Raw genomic sequence first — 19,985 nt, 5'->3', positions numbered from 1 at the left:
GCTGTTCAGCGGGGTTCGCCCAGGGTGACGCCCAGGGAAGTGGCGGTCTCCGTCAACGCGCCGAGGACACTCGCGTCGAGCGGGACACCGCTACTGGCGGCCTGTCGCTCCGCCTCCAACTGGCCCGGCAGCAGTAGCCGTTCTGTGCCGTGGGCCTTCGGTGAGCCGGTGATCTGCGCGCCGAGCACGGCCACGCGCTGTTCGAACCCGGCCCGATCACCGAACGCCGCCACGTCGAGGGCGAGGAAGAAGTGCGCGCAGTCGTTGGGCGTCGACGTGTCGGCGTACAGGCCGCGCACTCCCCCGCCGAAGGCGCCGCCCGACAGCACGCCGGTGAGGACGTCGACGACGAGGGCGAGTCCGTAACCCTTGTGTCCGGCGGCGGGCAGCAGCAGGCCGGCCAGGGCCTCGGCCGGGTCGGTCGTCGGGGTGCCGTCACGGTCGGTGGCCCACGTGGGCGGGATCGGACGGCCTTCCTGGGCCGCGAGGCGGATCTTGCCGAGGGCGGCCTCGGAGAGAGCCATGTCGAGCAGGATCGGCTCGCCATGGCCGGTGGGGACGCCCACGGCGAGGGGGTTGTTGCCCACCACGGCGGATGCGCCGCCAGGGGCGGGCATCAGCGGGCGGGTGTTGGCCGCGGCGATCCCGACGCAGCCCGCCACCGCTGCCGCACGGGCATAGCGGTAGGCGCCTCCGAAGTGGAACGCGTGCCGGACGGTGACCGCCCCGATCCCATACGTACGGGCCTTGTCGACGGCCAGCTCCATCGCCTGGTCGCCGGTGAGCTGGCCGAGCGCGTGCCGGGCGTCCAGTACGGCGACGGCTCCAACGTCATGGACGACCTCGGCGGTTTCCGCCGTACTCACCGAGCCCTTGCGCAGTCGCTCGACGTACATCGGCACGAGCATCACGCCGTGCGAGGGGGTGCCGCGGAGGTCCGCCTCCACCAGGCTCCCGGCCACCGTCGCCGCGGCCCGGGGCGAAAGGCCGGCAGCCGTGAACACCGTCCCGACGGCTTCGGACAGCCAGTCGGGCGAGACAGGAATACGGTCACTCATTCGGGATCTCCACGAGACGGACGGGGTTTCGGGAATTTCCCCTGACGTCGCCGGGATTTCCGGTCGGCCCTGAGGATGTCAAGAAATTAGAGGCGGACCAATTGATCGGCTATCCGCTGAACGAGGGTCGCCGTCCACTTTCCGCATCCTTCGCCGAGGTTCGGTATCCGGACAGTCGACGGCGCTCAACGGATGGCGGAAAATCGCCGTGAACCCAGCTTGGAACGCAGCTCCAGCCGCAGTGGGCTGACGACGAGCACGTCCGGGGATCCACGATCGTGTCCGCTCCGACCTGTGATCACGGCGTGTACGACGATGCCGGCGGCCTCACCCGATGGGCGGAGCCGAGCTGTTGACGCCTATCCGCGCAGCGTCTGCGACGGGTGCTCCCCGAACCGCTCGCGGTAGGCGATGGCGAAGCGCCCCGGGTGGAAGAAGCCCCATCGGTAGGCGACGTCCGTGACCGTCAGGGTGCCCGGCAGCGCGGCCTTCAGTTCCGCGCGCACCCGGTCCAGCCGCACCTCGCGCAGATACGACACCGGGGTCGTCCCGACGTGCCGACGAAAGCCCTCCTGCAGGGACCGCACGCTCACCCCGACCGCCTCGGCGACGTCCTCCACGGTCAGCGGCTCGGCCGCGTGGCCCTCGATGATCTCCATGGCCCTGCGCACGGCGGGTGGCGCCACCCGCGGCTCCTCCTCGCCGTGCAGGGCCGTGCTGAAGTTGTGCGGCTGGGCGAGCAGCAGCTGTGAGGTCAGCAGGTACTCCAGCTGCCTGACCATCAGCGGCCGGCCGAGCATGCCGGCGGGGTTGTCCACCTCGCGGCGCAGCATGTCGACGATGCCGAGCCAGGACCGGGCGGCGGGCGTGGTGAGGTCCATGCCGAGGTCGAACCGGAGCGGCATGCGCGGTTGTCTGCCGAGCAGCTTGCCCAGGTGGTCCTCCATCGCGGCCCGGCGCACCCACACGATGAGCTGGGGATTGCCCGCGTGCCAGCGCATCGCCAGATGTTCGGTGGGGTCCGGTACGGAGGCCAGCCGGGGCCTCGAGACGATCTGCTCGCGTCCGCAGGCGATCTCCGCTGCCCCGGCGAGCGGTATCTGGACCAGGTAGAAGTCCTCCAGAGCACCCGGCGTGATCATCACGTCCGCGCCGTAGTCCAGGTAGTACAGCCCGGTCTCCGCGAAGGTGATCCCGTGCATCCGGGCGTCGAACCGTGTCGGGTTGCCGACGACGCGCAGGTCGTGGGGGCAGAAGGCGCGCCCCACCTCGGCCCGGGCCTCGTCCGCCTCCGCGGTGTGGAAGCGCTCGTGTCTGCGGAGCGGGAGCACCTCACTGGACGACATCGGAACCTCCGGGCGGCGGGAGCGGGATCCGGACAGTGCGCCGCGCGATGCGGATAGCGGCTCTGCACTGCCGCGCCTAATTTTTCGGCAACTCCCGACGAAGACCAGGAGACATCATGAGCGGATTGTCGGTCAAGACCGCGGTTGTTACCGGTGGGTCAACCATTATCGGGAAAGCGGTCGTCCGTGCATTTCGCGCGGCGGGGGCGAATGTCGTCGTCGCGGACATCGACAAGGACGGCGGCCGGGAATTGGCGGAGGAAATCGGGGAGGGCATTCTCTTCGTCCCGGCCGACATCACCGATGACGCGCAGGTCGCCGACCTCGTCGAGCGTGCCGTCGAGACCTTCGGGCGGCTGGACGTCCTCGTGAACCTGGCCTGCTCGTACGTCGACGACGGCTTCGCGTCCACCCGTGAGCAGTGGCTGACGGCCCTCGACGTGAACGTGGCGAGCGCGTCCCTGCTGGCCCGGGCGGTCCACCCGCACTTCGTGGCGCAGGGCGGCGGGTCCATCGTCAACTTCACCTCCATCTCCAGCAAGGTCGCCCAGCCGGGGCGCTGGCTGTACCCGGTGAGCAAGGCGGCTCTGGTGCAGCTGACCCGCAACATGGCGGCTGACCTGGCGTCCGACAACATCCGGGTCAACTCCGTGAGCCCCGGGTGGACCTGGTCGAAGGTCATGGATCAGCTGACCGGCGGCGACCGCGCGAAGACCGACCGGGTGGCCGCCCCCTTCCACCCGCTCGGCCGGGTCGGGGACCCGGAGGAGGTCGCGAACGTCGTCGTCTTCCTCTGCTCCGACGAGGCGTCCTTCGTCACCGGTGCCGACTGGGCCGTGGACGGCGGTTACTCGGCGACCGGCCCGGAGGGGCTGGTCCCGGCGATTCCCCAGCTCGCGGAATGACTCCCAGGCGATAGAGCCCTCACCCAGTTCCGGACCGGAGGTCCACACCATGCGCAAGATCACCATCATCGGGTCCGGACAGGCCGGCCTCCAGCTCGGCATCGGCCTGCTGGACAACGGCTACGACGTGACGGTCGTGACCAACCGCACCGGACAGCAGATCCGCGAGGGCCGGGTCATGTCCAGCCAGTGCATGTTCGCAACGTCCCTCGCCCACGAGCGCAACCTCGGCCTGAACCTGTGGGACGCGGAGTGCCCCGCCGTCGAGGGCATCTCCTTCACCGTGCCGGACGGTCAGGGTGGTAAGGCGTTCTCCTGGGCCTCGCGCCTCGACGCGGCCGCCCGCTCGGTGGACCAGCGGGTCAAGATGCCCGCCTGGCTGGAGGAGTTCGAGCGCCGCGGCGGCAAGACCGTGTTGCAGGAGGCCGACGTCGAGGACCTGGAGGAGTACGCCCGGGAGTCCGACCTGGTCGTCATCGCGGCCGGAAAGGGCGAGATCGCCGGCCTCTTCGAGCGCGACGCCGAACGCTCGGTGTTCGACGCCCCGCAGCGCGCCCTCGCCCTCACCTACGTCACCGGCATGACACCGCGCGACGACTTCTCCACCGTCAGCTTCAACATGATCCCGGGCGTCGGCGAGTACTTCACCTTCCCCGCGCTCACCACCACGGGCCCCTGCGACATCATGGTCTTCGAGGGCGTGCCCGGCGGCCCGCTCGACTCCTGGAAGGAAATCACCTCCCCCGAGGAGCACCTGGCGCACTCCCTGGACATCGTGCGCACCTTTCTCCCCTGGGAGGCCGAGCGCCTCGCCGAGATCCAGTTGACCGACCCGAACGGCATCCTCGCCGGGCGCTTCCCGCCCACCGTGCGCAAGCCCGTCGGACAGCTGCCCTCCGGCGCCCTGGTGCTGGGCCTCGCCGACGTCGTCGTCCTCAACGATCCGATCACCGGGCAGGGTTCCAACAACGCGAGCAAGTGCGCGGCGTCGTACCTGGCGAGCATCCTGGAGCACGGCGACCGCCCCTATGACCGGGCCTTCCTGCAGGAGACCTTCGAGCGCTACTGGGACTACGCGCAGTACGTCGCCACCTGGACCAACGCCCTGCTCGGCGCGCCGCCCGAGCACGTGCTGAAGCTGCTCGGCACCGCCGCCGGCAGCCCGCGCATCGCCCGCCGCTTCACCAACGGCTTCGACGACCCGCGCGACTTCTTCCACTGGTTCATGGACCCCGTGTCGGCCGAGAACTATCTCGCCGCCGTGGCGGCCTGACGTCTCATCAGAAGCTGGGAGTTACGTCATGAGGAGCATCGCCGTCATCGGTGCGGGGCAGTCCGGCGCCCAGCTGGCGCTCGGCCTCCGCGACCGGGGATACGAGGTCACGCTGGTCACCGACCGGGGACCGGACGAGGTCAGGCGCGGCCCGGTCATGTCGAGCCAGTGCATGTTCGACACGGCCCTGCGGACCGAGCGCGCCCTCGGTCTCGACACGTGGCAGGAGGAAGCCCCGCAGATCAGCGGCATCGCGGTGGCCCTGTCGGGGGACGACGGCGTCGGGTGGAACGCGCCGCTGGACGCGCCCGCCCAGTCGGTCGACCAGCGGGTCAAGTGCGCGGCCTGGCTGGAGCGGTACGAACAGGCGGGCGGCAAGCTCGTCGTCCGGGCGGCCGGTGTGGCCGATCTGGAGGAGTACGCCCGCAGCCACGACCTGGTCGTCGTCGCGACGGGCAAGGGAGAGCTGGGGCGCGTCTTCCCACGCGACCCCGAGCGCTCGCCGTACGACCGTCCGCGCCGGGTCCTGGCCCTGACCTATGTCACGGGTGCTCGCTCCCGCCACGGGGACACGCTCGTCGATCTGCGGATCGTGCCGGGTGTCGGCGAGTACTTCGCTTTCCCCGCGCTCACCGTCTCCGGCCCCTGCGAGATCATGGTCTTCGAGGGGGTGCCGGGCGGTCCCATGGACTGCTGGGACGACGTCCGCACGCCCGAGCATCATCTGGAGCGCTCGCTGGAGATCCTGGGGCGGTTCTTCCCGGACGAGTACGAGCGCTGCCGTACAGCCGCGCTCACCGACGACGGCGGTGTGCTGCGCGGCCGGCTGACGCCCACGGTCCGCAAGCCGGTGGCCCGGCTCCCCTCGGGCCGCCAGGTGCTGGGCATGGCCGACGCGGTCGTGCTCTGCGACCCGATCACCGGGCAGGGCTCCAACAATGCGGCCCAAGCGGCTGAGCACTACCTGGACGCCATCCTGCGGCACGAGGACGAGGAGTTCACGCCCTCGTGGATGCAGCGGACCTTCGACGGCTACTGGCGCGGCTGGGCTCAGTGGTCGGTCGCCTGGACCAACTCCCTGCTGGCAGGACTGCGACCGCACCAGCAGCGGCTCCTGACGGAGGCGGCGGAGGTTCCCGCGGTGGCGAGCGCGGTGGCGGCCGGCTTCGACGACCCCCGCACCCTCTATCCCTGGTGGGCCGAACCCGCCGAGACCGAGCGGCTGATCGCCGAGAAGCGATCCCAGGCGGAACCGGCCTTCGACGTACGGGAGTTGCGACGGGCTCTGGGCCAGTACGCGACCGGCGTCACCGTGGTCACGGCCCGTGCCGCCGACGGCCGCAAGGTGGGGATGACGGCGAACTCCTTCACCTCGGTGTCACTGGACCCGCCCCTGGTGCTGTGGTGCCCCGGCAAGAACGCCCCCAGCACGCCCGACTTCACGGCGGCCACGCACTTCGCCGTGAACATCCTCGCCGCCGACCAGCACCATCTCTCGCGTCAGTTCGCCACACCGGCGGACGACAAGTTCGCGGGCGCCGCGATCGTCGAGGGCGTCGCCGGAACTCCCGTACTCGACGGGGCGGTCGCCCGGTTCGAGTGCCGTACGGTGCAGTGCCTGGACGTCGGCGACCACATCGTCATGATCGGCGAGGTCGAACGGTACGACGCGCCCGGCGGGGACCCCCTGGTCTTCCACTCGGGCAGCTACCGCCTCGCAGCCAAGCACCCCGACCTGTGAGGCCCCGATGATCCTCCCTCCCGTGCGCTACGTGCGCCCCCGCACCCTGGCCGAGGCGACGGCGCTGCTCGCCGAGATCGACGGATCCGCCGTGCTCGCCGGCGGCCAGACCATGATCAACGCGTTGAAGCTCGACCTGGCCCAGCCGACCGCCCTCGTCGACATCCACCGCCTGGAGGAGCTGCGCGGCATCGAGGTCACCGCCGACGGCACGCTGGTCATCGCCGCGGCCACCACCTACGCCGAGATCGCCGCCTCCTCCGTCGTACGGCGACTCCAGCCGTCCGTGGCCGAGATGGCCGCGAGCCTGGTGGACCGGCAGGTCCGCAACCGGGGCACCATCGGCGGCAACTGCTGCCTGAACGACCCCACCAACAACCTGCCCCCACTGCTCACCGCGCTCGACGCCTGGTTCCACACGGCTTCGGCGGCCGGGTGGCGCAGCATCACCGCCGACACCTTCTTCTCGGGCAGCCTGGCCACCTCGCTGCGCTCCGGCGAACTGCTGACGTCCGTGCACATCAGGCCGCTTCCGGCCGGTGCCCGGATCGTCCATCGCCACCTCCAGCTCGCCGCCGACTCATGGGCGTTGGCCCGCGTCGTGGTCCGGCTGGACGCGGTAGACGGCGTGGTGGAGGGCGCGCGGGTCGTCCTGGGCGCGGTACCGGGGTCGCCGATGCGGCTGCCCGCGGTCGAGGAGGCCCTCACCGGGCGGTCGGCGGACGCCGCACTGATCGGGCCGGCTCTGGCGGCGTTCGACCAGTCGGGGGTGGAGGCGGTCGGGGACGCCCATGCCTCGGACGCGTACCGGGTCGAGATGACCCGGGTCCAACTGCGCCGGGCGCTTCGGTCAGCCGTGGAGCAGGAGACGACAAGGAGCACAGCGTCATGACCATCGCCGACAGCACCAGTACGAGCACCACCGACATCCACGCGATCGAGGTCACCGTCGACGGCCGCGCCGAGCAGGGCACCGTCTCCTCCCGCACCCTCCTCGTCCACTGGCTGCGCGACGACCTCGACAAGCGCGGCCCCAAGATCGGCTGCGACACCGGCAACTGCGGTGCCTGCACGGTCCGCTGGGACGGCAGGCTCGCCAAGTCCTGCATGATCCTGGCCGTCCAGGCCGACGGCACGGACGTGGAGACGGCCGCCTCGCTGGCCGATGTGGACGGCACCCTCAATCCGCTCCAGCAGTGCTTCAAGGAGCACCACGCCCTGCAGTGCGGCTACTGCACCTCCGGGATGCTCATGACCGCCACCGACCTCCTCAAGTCCGGCGAGGAGATCACCGAGCGGTCGGTGCGCCGCGCGCTGAAGGGCAACATCTGCCGCTGCACCGGCTACGAGAACATCGTCCGCGCCATCCGCGCCGCCGCCGGACAGGACGTGCCGAAGCCGCACGGCCACGAGGAGGGTGAGCTCCGGTGACCAGTACAACCACGCAGACCTCCACGAGCACCAGGGCCTGGACCGGCCGGGCCATGCCCCGCAAGGAGGACGACCGACTGCTGCGTGCCGAGGGAGAGTTCGGCGACGACACGCCCGTCGCGCGCCTCGGCCACGTCTTCTTCGTCCGCTCCCCCTACGCCCACGCCCGGATCACCGGCATCGACGTCTCCGCCGCGACCCGCGTGCCCGGCTACCTCGGCTGCCTGCTGCCGGAGGAGGCGACGGCGCTCACCGAACCGTTCATGGAGATCCAGGGACCACCCGAGGGAGGCGAACCGGAGGTCGACCGCTGCCTGGCCGGTGGAGGCGTGGTGCGCTTCGTGGGCGAGCCGGTCGTCGCGGTCGCCGCCGACTCTCGCGAGGCCGCGCGGGACGCGGCGGTGGCCGTGGTCGTCGACTACGAGCCGTTGCCTCCCGTGGTCGATGCCCGCGACGCCATCGCCCCGGACGCGCCGGTAGTCCACGAGCAGACCGGCACCAACGTCGCCTGGGAGACGACCTACGACTGGGGCGACATCGGCTTCGCCCTCGAACACGCCGACCATGTCATCACGGCCGACGAACTGCACTTCCACCGCTTCAGCTCGACTCCTCTGGAGTGCATGGTCGTCACCGCCCAGTACGACGCGGGGACGGACCAGTTCACCATCACGGGCGGCTGCGCGATGCCGCAGATCACCACCCTGATGATGGCGTCCGCCATGCGGCACCCCGCCGAGCGCATCCGCATCATCAGCAAGGACATCGGCGGTTCGTTCGGCGTCAAGATCGGCATGTACGTCCCCGCCACCGCCGTCGCCCTCCTCGCCCGCAAGCTGCGCCGCTCCCTGCGCTGGACCGAGACCCGCACCGAGCACCACTACATGGGCGGCCACGGCAACGAACGCTGGTTCCGCAACGTGAGGATGGCGGTGCAGAACGACGGAACGGTGCTCGGCATGTCGTACGACGCCCTGGACGACGTCGGCGCCTACACCCGCTACGAGCCGCTCGGCGGCGCCATCTGGACCCAGGTCGCCAACGCCTGTTACCAGCTCAAGCACCTCAAGGTCCACTACCGCACCGTCTACACCAACAAGGGCCCCGTCCACCCCAACCGCGGCTACTCGCGGCTCCAGCACATGTGGGTCGTGGAGCGGATGATGGACATCGCCGCCCGCAAACTCGGCTTCGACCCGGTTGAGTTCCGGCTGAGGAACTACGTCCAGCCGGACCAGTACCCGTACACCACGGTCAACGGCTGTGTGTACGACTCCGGGAACCTCCCCCTCTCCCTGCGCAAGGCCCTCGACCTCATCGACTACGACGACGCTCTTCGCCTCAAGGAGCGGGCGCGTGGCACCGGCAAGCGGATCGGGATCGGCATCGGCTCCACCCTCGACTCGGGCACCAACAACTTCGCGCAGGCCCGGCTCGTCAACGCCCATCTGCCGTTCGCGGGGAACACCGAGGGCGGCCTGGTGCGCCTCGGCGCCGACGGCTCGGTCTACGCGGTCACCGGAGGCGTCGCCTTCGGACAGGGCCACGAGACCACGGTCGCCCAGGTCGTGGCGGACCTGCTCGGGGTCGGCTACGACGACGTGATCGTGCACCGGGGAGGCGACTCGGCGCTGTCCGCGCAGACCGGCTTCTCCGGCTCGTACGCCTCGCAGTTCGCCGTGACGGGCATAGGCGCGATCATCAACGCGACGAAGAAGCTGATCCGGGAGATCGAGTTGGTCGCCGGGGCCGTCCTGGGCGCCTCCCCCGAGGACATCGTCCTGGAGGACGGCCTGGCGAAGGTCCGCGGTGACGCCGAACGCGCCCTGCCGTTCGACGCGCTCGCCGGCATCGTCCACTTCGCCCCCGGCTCCCTGCCGCCCGAGGTCGCCGACGAAGTCGGCCTCGTTGGCCGAGCCGTCTATCGCGCCCCCTTCGAACTGCCCGACCTGGAGCGCAAGTTCGGCAATCTCACGCTCACCTACGCCACCCAGATCCACGCCTGCGTGGTGGAGATCGACGAGGAGACCGGCCAGACCTCGATCCTGCGGTACGGCATGGTCGACGACTGCGGAACCCCGATCAACCCGATGGTGATCGAGGGCCAGGTCCACGGAGCGACCGTGCACGGCATCTCCGCCACCCTCTTCGAGCAGTTCGGCTACGACGCCGACGGCCAGCTCACCGCCGCGAACTTCTACGACTACCACGCGGCCACCGCGTACGACATGCCCAGCCTGCGCTACGACAACGTGGTGAGTCCCTCCCCGTTCACCCCGATCGGCGCCAAGGGCATGGGCGAGGGCGGCGGCGCCCCGCTGCACGCGATCTGCGCCGCGATCCAGGACGCCATCGGCGACACCGGCATGATCCTCGACTCCCACAACCCGCCGGAACACGTGCTCCGGGCCCTGCGCGGCGCCGACGCCGAGAAGGTGAAGGTGGACTGATGCTCATCACCGGAGAGTTCACGACTGAGGGGTCAGGGACCTCACTGGCAGCCCTGGCCGCCCGCACCGGAGAACTGTCATCCGTCGCGACGCTCACTGAGGTGACGACGCGTCAAGATGGCTCAGTACAGGCCCTGTTCACCCCACGCACGCCCTTCGGCCGGATCCCGCTGCGCACCCGTATCCGCGCCGAGCGAGCCGACTCCGAAGGCGCCGTGCTCGCCGTCCACGCCGTACGGGCCCAGCACGCCGTGGACGTGCGCATCCAACTGGCCTTCTCCGCGGCGGAGTCGGGCAGCCGGGTCACCTGGTGCGCCGACCTGGCGGTCCGGGGGCCGGCGGCCAGCGTCAGCCAACGCGTGGCCCGGGAGGTCGCGGCGCGGGTCATCGGCGAGGTTCTGGAGAGCGCGGCGGCCCTGGCCTGAGTCAGGTGCTGTTTTGAACCGGCCTCGGCAGGGGGCTTTGTCGACCTCATCGAGGAGAGCGGCTCCTGCCCCCCATGCCTCCCTGGCCTCCCATGCCTCCCCGCACGATCGGAGTCCTTCCTTGCCCGGCATCGACCTGCACACCCACCTGGCTCCCCGGGTGGACGAGCCGCCCGTCGGCCCGCCCGCCCTGTACCGCCCCGATCTCCTGGAGGAATACCTCGACGAAGCAGACCTCGACGAGGCGATCGTGACGATCCCCCCGCCCTTCTTCCGGCAGGGCCTGGACGAGCCGGAGGCACGCGCTTGGGTCCGGTCCGTCAACGACGGCCTGCTCCGGGCCCGGGACGGCCACGACCGCCTCACACCTCTCGCCTACCTCCCGCTCGAACACCCTGAACTGGCCCTCGACGAGTACGAGCGCGTGCGCGACGACGAGACCTGGGCCGGGCTGACCGGCGCGGCAGGCGGCGGCTCCTCCTCGCTCGCCGCCCCGGAACTCGCTCCTCTGTGGAAAGCCCTCGACGAGGACGGACGCATGCTCCTCCTCCACCCCGGCGCCACCCCCGACCCCCGGCTCGCCCCCTTCTACCTCACCAACCTCCTCGGCAACCCCGGGGAAACCGCCCTGGCCGCCGCCCAACTCGTCTTCGGCGACGTCCTCGCACGGCACCCCGGCATGCGGTTCGTCCTGGTGCACTGCGGCGGACTGCTCCCGGCGGTCGTCGGCCGGTGGCAGCGCGGCGCCGACACCCACCGTCCCGGGGTCCCCGACCTGTCCGAATCCCCGCGCGAGTCCGTACGCCGCTTCTACGTCGACTGCCTCGCCCACGACCGTGCCGTGGTCGACCTCGCCGTCACCATGTTCGGGAGGGACCGGATCGTCCTCGGCAGCGACTGGCCCTTCCCCATGGGCACACGCGATCCACGGGCCCTCGTCGCACACCGCGGCGAAGACTTCGTACACCGAGCCGAGACCCGCACAGCCCAGGTGGCACTCGGCCGCTCGGGACCAACCGTCCTCACCGCCCGCACAGCGGCAAGCTCCTGAAGGTCCCGGCGGCTCCAGCCGGGGCGCCCAGCTCATCCAGTGGCAGCCCGGACGTCGACGCCGTCATCAGCCGTCGGCGAGACCCGTGCGCGGCTGTCGGTAGGGCCGCACCGCGCGGCGCGCTATGGCGAAACGGTGCGTCTCCGACGGGCCGTCGTAGATCCGGAACGGCCGCACCTCCCTGAACAGACGGGCCAGGGGTGCGTCGGCGGCCGAGACGCCGAGGGCTCCGCAGATCTGCACCGCCCGGTCGACCACCCGGTTCACCGCCTCCGCCACGAAGGTCTTGGAGACCGAGGTGAGCTGCGCGGCGTTGGCGGAGCCGGTGTCCAACTCCCAGGCCGTGCGCAGGATCAGGGCGCGGCTCGCTTCGATGTCGATCTCGGAGTCGGCCAGCATCTGCTGGACCATGCCGAGGTCTCCCAGCACCGAGCCGAACGCCATTCGGCTCCCCGCCCGCTCCAGCGCGAGGTCCTGAGCGCGTCGGGCCGCTCCCAGCCAGCGCATGCAGTGGGTCGTCCGGGCGGGACCGAGCCGGACCTGCGCGCCTTCGAAACCGCGGTCCACCGCGCCGAGCACCTGCTCCTCCCCCACCACGCACTCCTCGAAAACGATCTCGCTGTGCCCGGCGAAGAGCGACTCGTCGAGGGTCTCGATCGTCCGGACGAGGCGCATGCCCGGCGTGTCGGCGTCGACCAGGAACATGGTCGCGCCGCCGGGGTCGCCGGGGCTGCCGGAGGTCCGGGCCATGACGATGGCGAAGCCGGCTCCGTGGGCGCCGGTGATGAACCACTTGCGCCCGTCGATGCGCCAACCGCCGGACACCCGGGTCGCGGTGGTCCGCAGGGAACGGGGGTCAGCGCCCGCTCCCGGAGCCGGTTCGGTCATGGCGAAGCAGGACCGGGTCTCGCCGGCGGCGAGCGGTCGCAGGTACCGCTGCTTCTGCTCCTCTGTGGCCACCTTCTCCAGCAGGTGCGTGTTGCCCTCGTCCGGGGCCGCGCAGTTCAACGCCAGGGGTCCGAGCAGCGAGTAGCCCGCCGCTTCGAACACCACCGCCTGCCCGCGCAGGTCGAGCCCGTGGCCGCCCCAACGGGTCGGTACGTGCGGAGCGAAAACTCCCGCGTCCCGGGCGGCTTTCTGCAGGGACTCCCGCAGTGTCTCGGGGGCTTCGTGCACGGAACCGCCGCACTCGCGCTCGGCCGGGATGACCACCTCGCGCACGAACTCGGAGGTGGAGGCGGCTAGTTGAGTGACAGTCGGATCGACATCGAACTGGATGGGCACGGGACCTCCCGCCGACGGGCCTGCGGGCGTACGGGCATCGCGACCCGTCGCCTTCTAGAAACTGTATAGCGTCTTCAGTATCTTGCCGGGAAGCACCCGGCGGCAGGAAGACGACAGGAGTAACGCCATGAGCCTCCCCGTGAGCACCGAGCCGGTCCGGATCGTCCGCCACCCCGACGGAGTCGTCGAGCTGAGACTGGACGACTCAGAGCGGGGAAACGCCCTGGATCTGAGGACGGCCGAGGCCCTGCGGGACACGGCTTTCGAGGTGGCCGCGGACCCGGGCGGCGCGGTCCTGCTGCGAGCGGCGGGCGACAGCTTCTGCGTGGGTGGTGACCTGCGCGCATTCGCCACTCGCGGCGCGCAGACCGGCACCTACGTGCACGCCGTGGCGAGTGCCGCGCACGCCGCGGTACAGGCCCTGTACGAACTGCCGGTGCCGTTGGTGACGGCCGTGCGGGGCGCGGCCGCGGGCGGCGGGATCGGCCTCGCCCTCGTGGGCGACATCGCCCTGGCGGCCCGGTCCGCGCGGTTCCGGCTGGCGTACACGGCCATCGGGCTCACGCCGGACTGCGGGGCGTCCTGGTTCCTGCCGCGTCTGGTGGGCCCTCGCCGAGCGGCTGAGCTGATCCTGACCAACCGGGTCCTGACCGGCGACGACGCCGAGCGGTGGGGCCTGATCTCCCGGTCGGTGGACGACGGTGACCTGGACGACACGGCACATCGGACCGCCGCCGAGCTGGCTGCCGGCGCCGGTGACGCCCTGCGTGCCGCGAAGCGTCTGCTGCGTGCCGGTGACGGTGACGGGCTGCGCGGTCACCTCGCCGAGGAGGCCCGGTCGATCGCCGCCCTGGCGGACGGCCGCCAGGCGCAGGACCGCATGGCGTCGTTCCTCGCCGCGCGGCGCCGCCCCACTCCGGGCGACAGCCGGGCCGAGACCAGCGAGCCTCAAAGTGTTTCTTGAGTCACTCTTCACTAACCTGCCCGCCCGGGCGTAACCTCCGGGCAACACAGAACCGAGGAACCGGTCACCACAGAACCGGGGAAAAGGTGTGGCGATGCACTCTGCTGCCGTGGACCTGCCGGACGCCTCCGACGAACCCCTCACCGAAGCCGTCGTCGACCTCGTTCTGCGTGGGATGTGGCGCGGCCGACCCGAGTCCGAGCACCGTCCGCTGGTCGATGCCGGGCTGGCGATGGTGAAAGGGCCGGTGGTGCTGCCCACCGAGCGCGCCAAGACCGCCGCCGCGCAGATCCTGCGGGTTCCCGCCGGCTCCGAGCAGGAGGAGCGGATCACCGCGGCGTACGAGGCGTTCCTGCCGGTCAACCGCACGATCCGCGACGTCTGCACAGCCTGGCAGTGCCGCCCCGACGGCACCGCCAACGACCACTCCGACGAGGTCTACGACGCCGGGGTGCGCGAGTCGCTGGAAGACGTGCACGAGGCCATCCAGCCCGTGCTGCGCAGGCTGGAGCGGGTGCTCGCGGGCAGCGGACGGTACCTGACGGACCTGGAGGACGCCCTCGACCGCTTCGACGACGGCGCACCGGAGTGGCTGGCCTCACCACTGTGCGACTCGTACCACACCGTGTGGATGCGGCTGCACCAGGAACTGCTGCTCGTGCTGGGCGTCAGCCGGGCCGAGGACGAGGCCCGCGAAGAGGAACTGGTCACGAGGAGCCGGGGTTGAGCGTCACCGATCGCGATGCGGGCCCGCTCGCACGGTCCGGGGCCTCCCTCACGCCCTCCGGGACCCATGGCCGCCTCCTGGTCCCGTACGGGCAAGGGAGGACCCGAGGCCTCGACGCCGACGGGCTGGGCGCGCACGGCGCGGCGATGGACCGGCTGGTGGCCCTCGGCCTGCCGGTCGTGCCGGGGCTCACCGTGCCCGCCGGTGCCGCCGCGTCGCTGTGCGAACCCGACACCGCCGAAGCCGCCGTGCACCTGGTCGAACAACTCTCGGGGCGGCGCATCGGGGACGCGGCCCGGCCGCTGCTGCTGCGCCTGTCCGCGAGCGCGCCGACCGAGATCGCCGGGCTGCCGCCCGACCTGGCCTGTCTCGGCTTCGCACCCGCCGACGCCGACGACCTGTGCGCCGTCATCGGGCGGGCGGACGCGCTGTTCGAAGTGTGGGCCACCACCGTGCGCATGATCGCCGAGTACGCCCTCGACGTGCCCGGCGCGGTGCTCGACGACGCCCTCCTGGACACCTCCGGGGCGCGGGCCCGGGTGGAGGTGCTGCTGTCCCTGGTGGCGGAACACGGTTCCCGGCCGTTCCCCGACGACCCGTCGCTGCAGCTCGCGCTGGCCGCCCGTGCCCTCCTCGGGCGCTGGGACTCGCCGCGGGCGAGAAGGTCCCGTCGCGCCCAGCGGCTCCCCGCCGATCTGGCCGTCGCCCTGCATGTGCAGGCCCTGCGCATCGGCCCGGCGGACCACTCGGGCTACGGGACGGCGGTCAGCCGCGATCCCGAGACTGGTCGCTTCTTCCCGCAGGGCTTCTTCTTCCGCGGTGTGCGCCGCAGCGCCCCGCCGCCGCACTCCGGTGAACCGCTGGAACGACTCGCGGGCGGCACCGCGCTGCTGGAGCACTCCCTGCTCACCCTGGAGCGGCATCTGGGCGCGCCGGTGTCGGTCGACTTTGAGGTGCGCGACGACGAGATCTCCCTTCTCGCCGCCTCGCCGCAGCCGCGCCCGCCGCTTCGGGCCTCGGTGTGCCTGGCCACCGACCTCGCCCGGGACGGCGCCCTCGGCCGGGAGGAGGCCGTACGGCGGATCACCCCCGCGCAGGTGCAGGAACTTCTGCATCCCCAGCTGCGGCTGACCGGCGGGGAGGAACTCCTGTCGAGGGGGCTGCCCGCGTCCCCGGGGGCGGCGACGGGAGCTGTCGTGCTGTCCAGTGACCGTGCCCTCGAACTCGCAGCGGACGGTGCTCAGGTCGTGCTCGTGGTCGCCGAGACGACGCCCGCGGACGTGCCTGGGATGCTGGCCTCCGCCGCCGTGCTGACCGGCAGCGGCGGCATCGCCTCGCACGCCGCCGTCGTGGCGCGGGGCGCCGGCAAACCCGCGGTGTGCGGCGCCGAGGGGCTGCGCGTGGACCGGGCCGCCGAGACGGTCCGCTTCGGGGAGCGAGTAGTGCGTGAGGGCGATCCGGTCTCGCTGGACGGCCGTACCGGAGCCGTGTACGCGGGGACGCTGAGCGTCAGTGTGGCCGGACCGCCGCCTGAACTGTCCACCTTGCTGGAATGGGCGGACGGTGTAAGCCGGCTGGGGGTGCGGGTCAACGCCGACTCGGCGGCCGAGGTGGAGACGGCCCTCGCCCTGGGCGCGGAGGGTGTGGGGCTGTGCCGTACGGAACACCAGTTCCTCGGCGAGCGGCTGCCGCTGATCCGCCGGGTGCTGCTGGCCGCCGACCCGGCCGCCCGCGACGAGGCGCTGCCGGCGCTGGAGCGCGCCCAGCACGAGGACTTCCACGCGCTGCTGGCCGCGGTCGGGAACCGACCGGTGACCGTGCGCCTGCTGGACGCCCCGCTGCACGAGTTCCTGCCCGCCCCCGGCGAGGCGCTGGACGCGGCCGAGGAGCAACGGGCCGCTGGTCTGCGCGAGGCGAACCCGATGCTCGGGCTGCGTGGGGTGCGGCTGGCGCTGCTGCACGAGCGGCTCTACCCGGCGCAGGCCGAGGCCCTGTTCACCGCCTGGGCCGATGTCGCCGCCACCGGCGTCCGGCCGGAGCTGGAGGTGATGATCCCGCTGGTCAGTCTGCCGGAGGAACTGGCGGCCGCGGCCGCGTTCGTACGCGGTGCCGCCGACGCGGTCGCCGCCCGCACCGGGGTGGAGGTCCCGTACCGGCTCGGCACGATGATCGAGACCCCGCGGGCCGCGCTGCTGGCCGGCGAACTCGCCGAGCACGCCGAGTTCTTCTCCTTCGGCACCAACGACCTCACCCAGCTCACCTACGGCTTCTCCCGGGACGACGTCGAGCGCCAGGTGCTCGCCTCGTACCGGGAGCGCGGGTTCCTGACCGCCAGCCCGTTCGCCCGGCTCGACCCGCACGGGGTGGGCGCCCTGGTCCGGCTGGCGGCCGAGCGGGCCCGGGACGTTCGGCCCGGCATCAAGCTGGGCGTGTGCGGTGAACACGGCGGTGACCCGGAGTCGATCGCGTTCTGCGACGACCTCGGTCTCGACTACGTCTCCTGTTCCGCGCACCGCGTGCCGGTGGCCCGGATGGCGGCCGCGCACAGTGCCCTGCGCGAACGGAACGACACGAGCGGGAGCGCACGATGACGAGCACCGTGACCGAGACCGACGGCACGTCCCTGTCGGACACCGAGCTGGAGGACCTGCGCGAGACCGTTCGCTCGGTGTGCGCGGACGCCGGCGGCACCGCCGCGGTACGCCGGCTGTCCGAGGAGGCGCCCGGCATCGACGCCGGGCTGTGGGACGTCCTCGGTCGGCAGGTCGGCCTCGCGGCCCTCGGCCTGCCGGGTTCGGCGGGAGGCATCGGCGGCCTCGCCGAGATCGCCGCCGTCTGCGAGGAGTTGGGCAGGACACTGGCGCCGGTACCGTTGCTGTCCTCCACCGTGCTGGCCGGGCAGGTGCTGGCCGGCTGCGGCACCGTCGGCCAGGCGCTGGGCGAGCTGGCCGAGGGCACCGTGCACGCCCTGGCGGTGGCCGCGCCCGACGGGACGTGGCGGGCCGACGCGGTGCCGGTGGCCGCCTCCTGGCAGGGCAGCGTCCCGATCCTGGACGGCACCGCGCCGTTCGTCCTCGACGGCGCGGACGCCGAGGCACTGGTGGTGGCCGCCGCCGGACCCGACGGCGTGGACCTCTTCCTCGCCGACCCGCGCGAACCGGGAGTCTCCGTGCGCCGGGTCCCCACCCTGGATCTCAGCAGAGGGCAGGCGGTGGTCACCTTCTCCGGTGCCCGGGCCCGGCCGCTCACTGTCGGCGGAGAGGGGGCGGACGTCGTCACCCGCGCCCTGGACGTGGCCCTGGTGGCGCTGGCCGCCGAGCAACTGGGCGGAGCTCAGGCCGCGTTGGACATGACGGTGGCCCATGTGCGTGACCGTACCCAGTTCGGCAGGGCGGTCGGCGGCTTCCAGGCCGTCAAGCACGCCTGCGCCGACATGCTGCTCCAGGTGGAGGCCGCGCGGTCGGCCGTGGTGCGCGCGGTCCGCGCGGACGGCTCGCCGGAGGCTCTGGCCGAGGCGGCGGCCGTGGCACAGGCGTGGTGCGGCGAGGCGTTCGTCTCCGTCGCAGCCGAGTGCGTGCAGTTCCACGGCGGGATGGGCTTCACCTGGGAGCACGACGCGCACCTGTACTTCCGGCGCGCCCAGTCCGACGCGGTGCTGCTGGGCGGCGCCGCACACCACCGGGAACGGCTGGCCGGGCTGCTCGGCTGGTGACGATGACGGTGCCAGGGAAGCAGGGACGGAACATGACCAGCAGGCTCATCGACGAGTCGTTGTTCGAGAGCCGGGAGTCCGCCGACGGGGAACCACCACGTCTCGTGGGCGCCCGCTGCTCCGGGTGCGGCACCGTCGTCTTCCCCCGGCAGGACTCCTGCCCCAGATGCTCGGACGGCGTGATGGCCGTGCGGGTGCTGCCGGTGAGCGGGCGCGTGTGGTCGTGGACGCTTCAGGCGTTCCCGCCGAAGCCGCCGTACCGGGCACCGGTCGGCGGCCACCGGCCGTACCACGTGGGCTATGTGGACCTCGGCGAGGTGCTGGTCGAGGCGCTGCTGGCGGTTCCGCGCGCGGAGATCCGGATCGGTCTGCCGGTCCGGCTCACCACCGTGCCCGCGTACCGGGACGAGGACGGAACCGAGGTACTGACCTTCGCGTTCCGTCCGGAGCGGGACGGGGAGCGATGAGCCGGCCCGACGACGTGTACGTGGTCGGATGCGGCATGCATCCCTTCGGCCGCGACGAGAGCGTCACCGGAATGGACATGGCCGAGCGTGCGGTGCGCGAGGCGCTGGCCGACGCCGGCCTCACCTGGGAGGACATCGGCTACGCGGCCGGCGGCTCCGACGTGTCCGGCAAGCCCGACACCCTGGTGGGCCGTCTGGGCCTGACCGGAGTGCCGTTCGTCAACGTGCAGAACGGCTGCGCGACCGGTGCCTCCACCGTGCTCGCGGTGGCCAACGCGCTGCGCGCGGGCGGGGCTTCGCTGGGGCTGGCGGTGGGGTTCGACAAGCACGAGCGGGGCGCGTTCCATGTCTCCGCGGCCCGCTACGGCCTGGGCGACTGGTACGCCGAGACCGGCATGATGCTCACGACCCAGTTCTTCGCGCTGAAGACCCAGCGGTACCTGTACGACCACGGGATCTCAGAACGTGCCCTGGCGATGGTCTCCGCGCGGGCCTTCCGCAACGGCGCCCAGCACCCCCTGGCGTGGCGCCGCAAGGAGCTGACGGAACGGGACATCCTGGACTCCGCGGAGGTCAGTCCCCCGCTCACCCAGTACATGTTCTGTTCGCCCGGACAGGGTGCGGCGGCCTTGGTGCTGGCTCTCGGCGACCGCGCGTTCGACCTGTGCGAACGACCCGTCAGGCTGGCGTCATTGGCCTTCCGGACCCGGCGGTTCGGTTCGTTCGAGGTGTTCTCGCCCTGGCTGCCGCCGGGACCGCACCGCAGCCCCAGTGTCGACGCCGCGGCGGCGGCATTCCATACGGCGGGGCTGTCGCCCGCCGACGTACAGGTCGCGCAGTTGCAGGACACCGACAGCGGCTCGGAGCTGATCCATCTGGCGGAGACCGGTCTGTGCGGCCACGGCGAGCAGGAGGATCTGCTGGCGGGCGGGGCCACCGATCCCGCGGGCCGGATACCGGTGAACACCGACGGCGGCTGTCTGGCCGGCGGGGAGCCGGTCGGCGCCTCCGGGCTGCGTCAGTTCCACGAGGTCGTACGGCAGTTGCAGGGGCGCGCGCCCGGTGTACAGGTGCCCGGTGCTCCCCGGGTGGGCTTCACTCATGTGTACGGGGCGCCCGGGATCAGCGCGTGTTCGGTCCTGACGGTGTGA

The 19,985-nt window shown here is 71.8% G+C and carries 17 protein-coding genes; 14 read left to right on the top strand and 3 right to left on the bottom strand.

Annotated features, from left to right (window positions below):
• Window positions 1–5 precede the first annotated feature (5 nt).
• Window positions 6–1,058 carry an Ldh family oxidoreductase gene (locus AB0959_RS20005; RefSeq protein ID WP_366827754.1) on the bottom strand — a complete coding sequence of 351 codons (1,053 nt, stop codon included), beginning with the start codon at window positions 1,056–1,058 and terminating at the stop codon, window positions 6–8.
• 359 nt (window positions 1,059–1,417) lie between these two features.
• The gene (locus AB0959_RS20000) at window positions 1,418–2,404 is read right to left on the bottom strand and encodes an AraC family transcriptional regulator (protein WP_366827753.1); all 987 of its coding nucleotides are present in this window, start codon (window positions 2,402–2,404) and stop codon (window positions 1,418–1,420) included.
• A 116-nt stretch (window positions 2,405–2,520) separates the two neighbouring features.
• Here AB0959_RS20000 and AB0959_RS19995 point away from each other — a divergent pair, with 116 nt between their 5' ends.
• The 8 genes from AB0959_RS19995 (at window position 2,521) to AB0959_RS19960 (ending at window position 11,680) form a co-directional block, all read left to right on the top strand.
• Window positions 2,521–3,309: an SDR family oxidoreductase gene (locus tag AB0959_RS19995; protein ID WP_366827752.1), complete on the top strand. Its 789-nt coding sequence runs from the start codon at window positions 2,521–2,523 to the stop codon at window positions 3,307–3,309.
• Window positions 3,310–3,358: 49 nt separating this feature from the next.
• The gene (locus AB0959_RS19990; protein WP_366827751.1) at window positions 3,359–4,582 is read left to right on the top strand and encodes a styrene monooxygenase/indole monooxygenase family protein; all 1,224 of its coding nucleotides are present in this window, start codon (window positions 3,359–3,361) and stop codon (window positions 4,580–4,582) included.
• Window positions 4,583–4,610: 28 nt separating this feature from the next.
• Complete coding sequence (locus AB0959_RS19985) at window positions 4,611–6,323, top strand: styrene monooxygenase/indole monooxygenase family protein (protein WP_366827750.1); 1,713 nt, start codon at window positions 4,611–4,613, stop codon at window positions 6,321–6,323.
• Window positions 6,324–6,345: 22 nt separating this feature from the next.
• On the top strand, window positions 6,346–7,215 hold the full coding sequence (locus AB0959_RS19980) for a xanthine dehydrogenase family protein subunit M (RefSeq protein ID WP_366827749.1): 870 nt from the start codon (window positions 6,346–6,348) through the stop codon (window positions 7,213–7,215).
• On the top strand, window positions 7,212–7,754 hold the full coding sequence (locus AB0959_RS19975; RefSeq protein WP_366827748.1) for a (2Fe-2S)-binding protein: 543 nt from the start codon (window positions 7,212–7,214) through the stop codon (window positions 7,752–7,754). Before AB0959_RS19980 ends, AB0959_RS19975 begins: the two co-directional genes overlap by 4 nt.
• Window positions 7,751–10,204 (top strand): xanthine dehydrogenase family protein molybdopterin-binding subunit, encoded by a 2,454-nt coding sequence (locus AB0959_RS19970; RefSeq protein ID WP_366827747.1) that lies wholly within the window; start codon window positions 7,751–7,753, stop codon window positions 10,202–10,204. Before AB0959_RS19975 ends, AB0959_RS19970 begins: the two co-directional genes overlap by 4 nt.
• A 101-nt stretch (window positions 10,205–10,305) precedes the next feature.
• Window positions 10,306–10,629 carry an SRPBCC domain-containing protein gene (locus AB0959_RS19965; protein ID WP_366827745.1) on the top strand — a complete coding sequence of 108 codons (324 nt, stop codon included), beginning with the start codon at window positions 10,306–10,308 and terminating at the stop codon, window positions 10,627–10,629.
• Window positions 10,630–10,750: 121 nt separating this feature from the next.
• Window positions 10,751–11,680, top strand: a complete 930-nt coding sequence (locus AB0959_RS19960) for an amidohydrolase family protein (RefSeq protein ID WP_366827744.1) — start codon at window positions 10,751–10,753, stop codon at window positions 11,678–11,680.
• 66 nt (window positions 11,681–11,746) lie between these two features.
• On the opposite strand, the gene AB0959_RS19955 is transcribed toward AB0959_RS19960, so the two are convergent.
• Window positions 11,747–12,964: an acyl-CoA dehydrogenase family protein gene (locus AB0959_RS19955; RefSeq protein WP_366827743.1), complete on the bottom strand. Its 1,218-nt coding sequence runs from the start codon at window positions 12,962–12,964 to the stop codon at window positions 11,747–11,749.
• Window positions 12,965–13,091: 127 nt separating this feature from the next.
• On the opposite strand from AB0959_RS19955, the gene AB0959_RS19950 reads away from it, so the two are divergent.
• From AB0959_RS19950 to AB0959_RS19925, 6 genes are all read left to right on the top strand, one after another.
• Window positions 13,092–13,928 (top strand): enoyl-CoA hydratase/isomerase family protein, encoded by an 837-nt coding sequence (locus tag AB0959_RS19950; protein WP_366827742.1) that lies wholly within the window; start codon window positions 13,092–13,094, stop codon window positions 13,926–13,928.
• Between the two features lie 94 nt (window positions 13,929–14,022).
• Window positions 14,023–14,655: a hypothetical protein gene (locus AB0959_RS19945; RefSeq protein ID WP_366827741.1), complete on the top strand. Its 633-nt coding sequence runs from the start codon at window positions 14,023–14,025 to the stop codon at window positions 14,653–14,655.
• The gene (locus AB0959_RS19940; RefSeq protein ID WP_366827740.1) at window positions 14,652–17,246 is read left to right on the top strand and encodes a putative PEP-binding protein; all 2,595 of its coding nucleotides are present in this window, start codon (window positions 14,652–14,654) and stop codon (window positions 17,244–17,246) included. The genes AB0959_RS19945 and AB0959_RS19940 overlap by 4 nt, the downstream gene beginning before the upstream one ends.
• Window positions 17,243–18,367, top strand: a complete 1,125-nt coding sequence (locus tag AB0959_RS19935) for an acyl-CoA dehydrogenase family protein (protein ID WP_366827739.1) — start codon at window positions 17,243–17,245, stop codon at window positions 18,365–18,367. Before AB0959_RS19940 ends, AB0959_RS19935 begins: the two co-directional genes overlap by 4 nt.
• Before the next feature lie 32 nt (window positions 18,368–18,399).
• Window positions 18,400–18,834, top strand: coding sequence for a zinc ribbon domain-containing protein (locus AB0959_RS19930; RefSeq protein ID WP_366827737.1), 435 nt, complete (start codon window positions 18,400–18,402; stop codon window positions 18,832–18,834).
• Window positions 18,831–19,985: a thiolase family protein gene (locus AB0959_RS19925; protein ID WP_366827736.1), complete on the top strand. Its 1,155-nt coding sequence runs from the start codon at window positions 18,831–18,833 to the stop codon at window positions 19,983–19,985. Before AB0959_RS19930 ends, AB0959_RS19925 begins: the two co-directional genes overlap by 4 nt.

The sequence above is a fragment of the Streptomyces sp. NPDC046862 genome, assembly GCF_040704615.1.
Lineage (GTDB): Bacteria > Actinomycetota > Actinomycetes > Streptomycetales > Streptomycetaceae > Streptomyces.
The sequence above is the reverse complement of the archived record's forward strand: the minus strand, read 5'-3'. Positions and strand labels throughout refer to the sequence as shown.

What these genes read in the sequence shown, in the direction of transcription:
- AB0959_RS20005 (WP_366827754.1), bottom strand. Translation starts at nt 1,058, where the DNA reads ATGAGTGACCGTATTCCTGTCTCGCCCGACTGGCTGTCCGAAGCCGTC.
- AB0959_RS20000 (WP_366827753.1), bottom strand. Translation starts at nt 2,404, where the DNA reads ATGTCGTCCAGTGAGGTGCTCCCGCTCCGCAGACACGAGCGCTTCCAC.
- AB0959_RS19995 (WP_366827752.1), top strand. Translation starts at nt 2,521, where the DNA reads ATGAGCGGATTGTCGGTCAAGACCGCGGTTGTTACCGGTGGGTCAACC.
- AB0959_RS19990 (WP_366827751.1), top strand. Translation starts at nt 3,359, where the DNA reads ATGCGCAAGATCACCATCATCGGGTCCGGACAGGCCGGCCTCCAGCTC.
- AB0959_RS19985 (WP_366827750.1), top strand. Translation starts at nt 4,611, where the DNA reads ATGAGGAGCATCGCCGTCATCGGTGCGGGGCAGTCCGGCGCCCAGCTG.
- AB0959_RS19975 (WP_366827748.1), top strand. Translation starts at nt 7,212, where the DNA reads ATGACCATCGCCGACAGCACCAGTACGAGCACCACCGACATCCACGCG.
- AB0959_RS19950 (WP_366827742.1), top strand. Translation starts at nt 13,092, where the DNA reads ATGAGCCTCCCCGTGAGCACCGAGCCGGTCCGGATCGTCCGCCACCCC.
- AB0959_RS19945 (WP_366827741.1), top strand. Translation starts at nt 14,023, where the DNA reads ATGCACTCTGCTGCCGTGGACCTGCCGGACGCCTCCGACGAACCCCTC.
- AB0959_RS19935 (WP_366827739.1), top strand. Translation starts at nt 17,243, where the DNA reads ATGACGAGCACCGTGACCGAGACCGACGGCACGTCCCTGTCGGACACC.
- AB0959_RS19930 (WP_366827737.1), top strand. Translation starts at nt 18,400, where the DNA reads ATGACCAGCAGGCTCATCGACGAGTCGTTGTTCGAGAGCCGGGAGTCC.
- AB0959_RS19925 (WP_366827736.1), top strand. Translation starts at nt 18,831, where the DNA reads ATGAGCCGGCCCGACGACGTGTACGTGGTCGGATGCGGCATGCATCCC.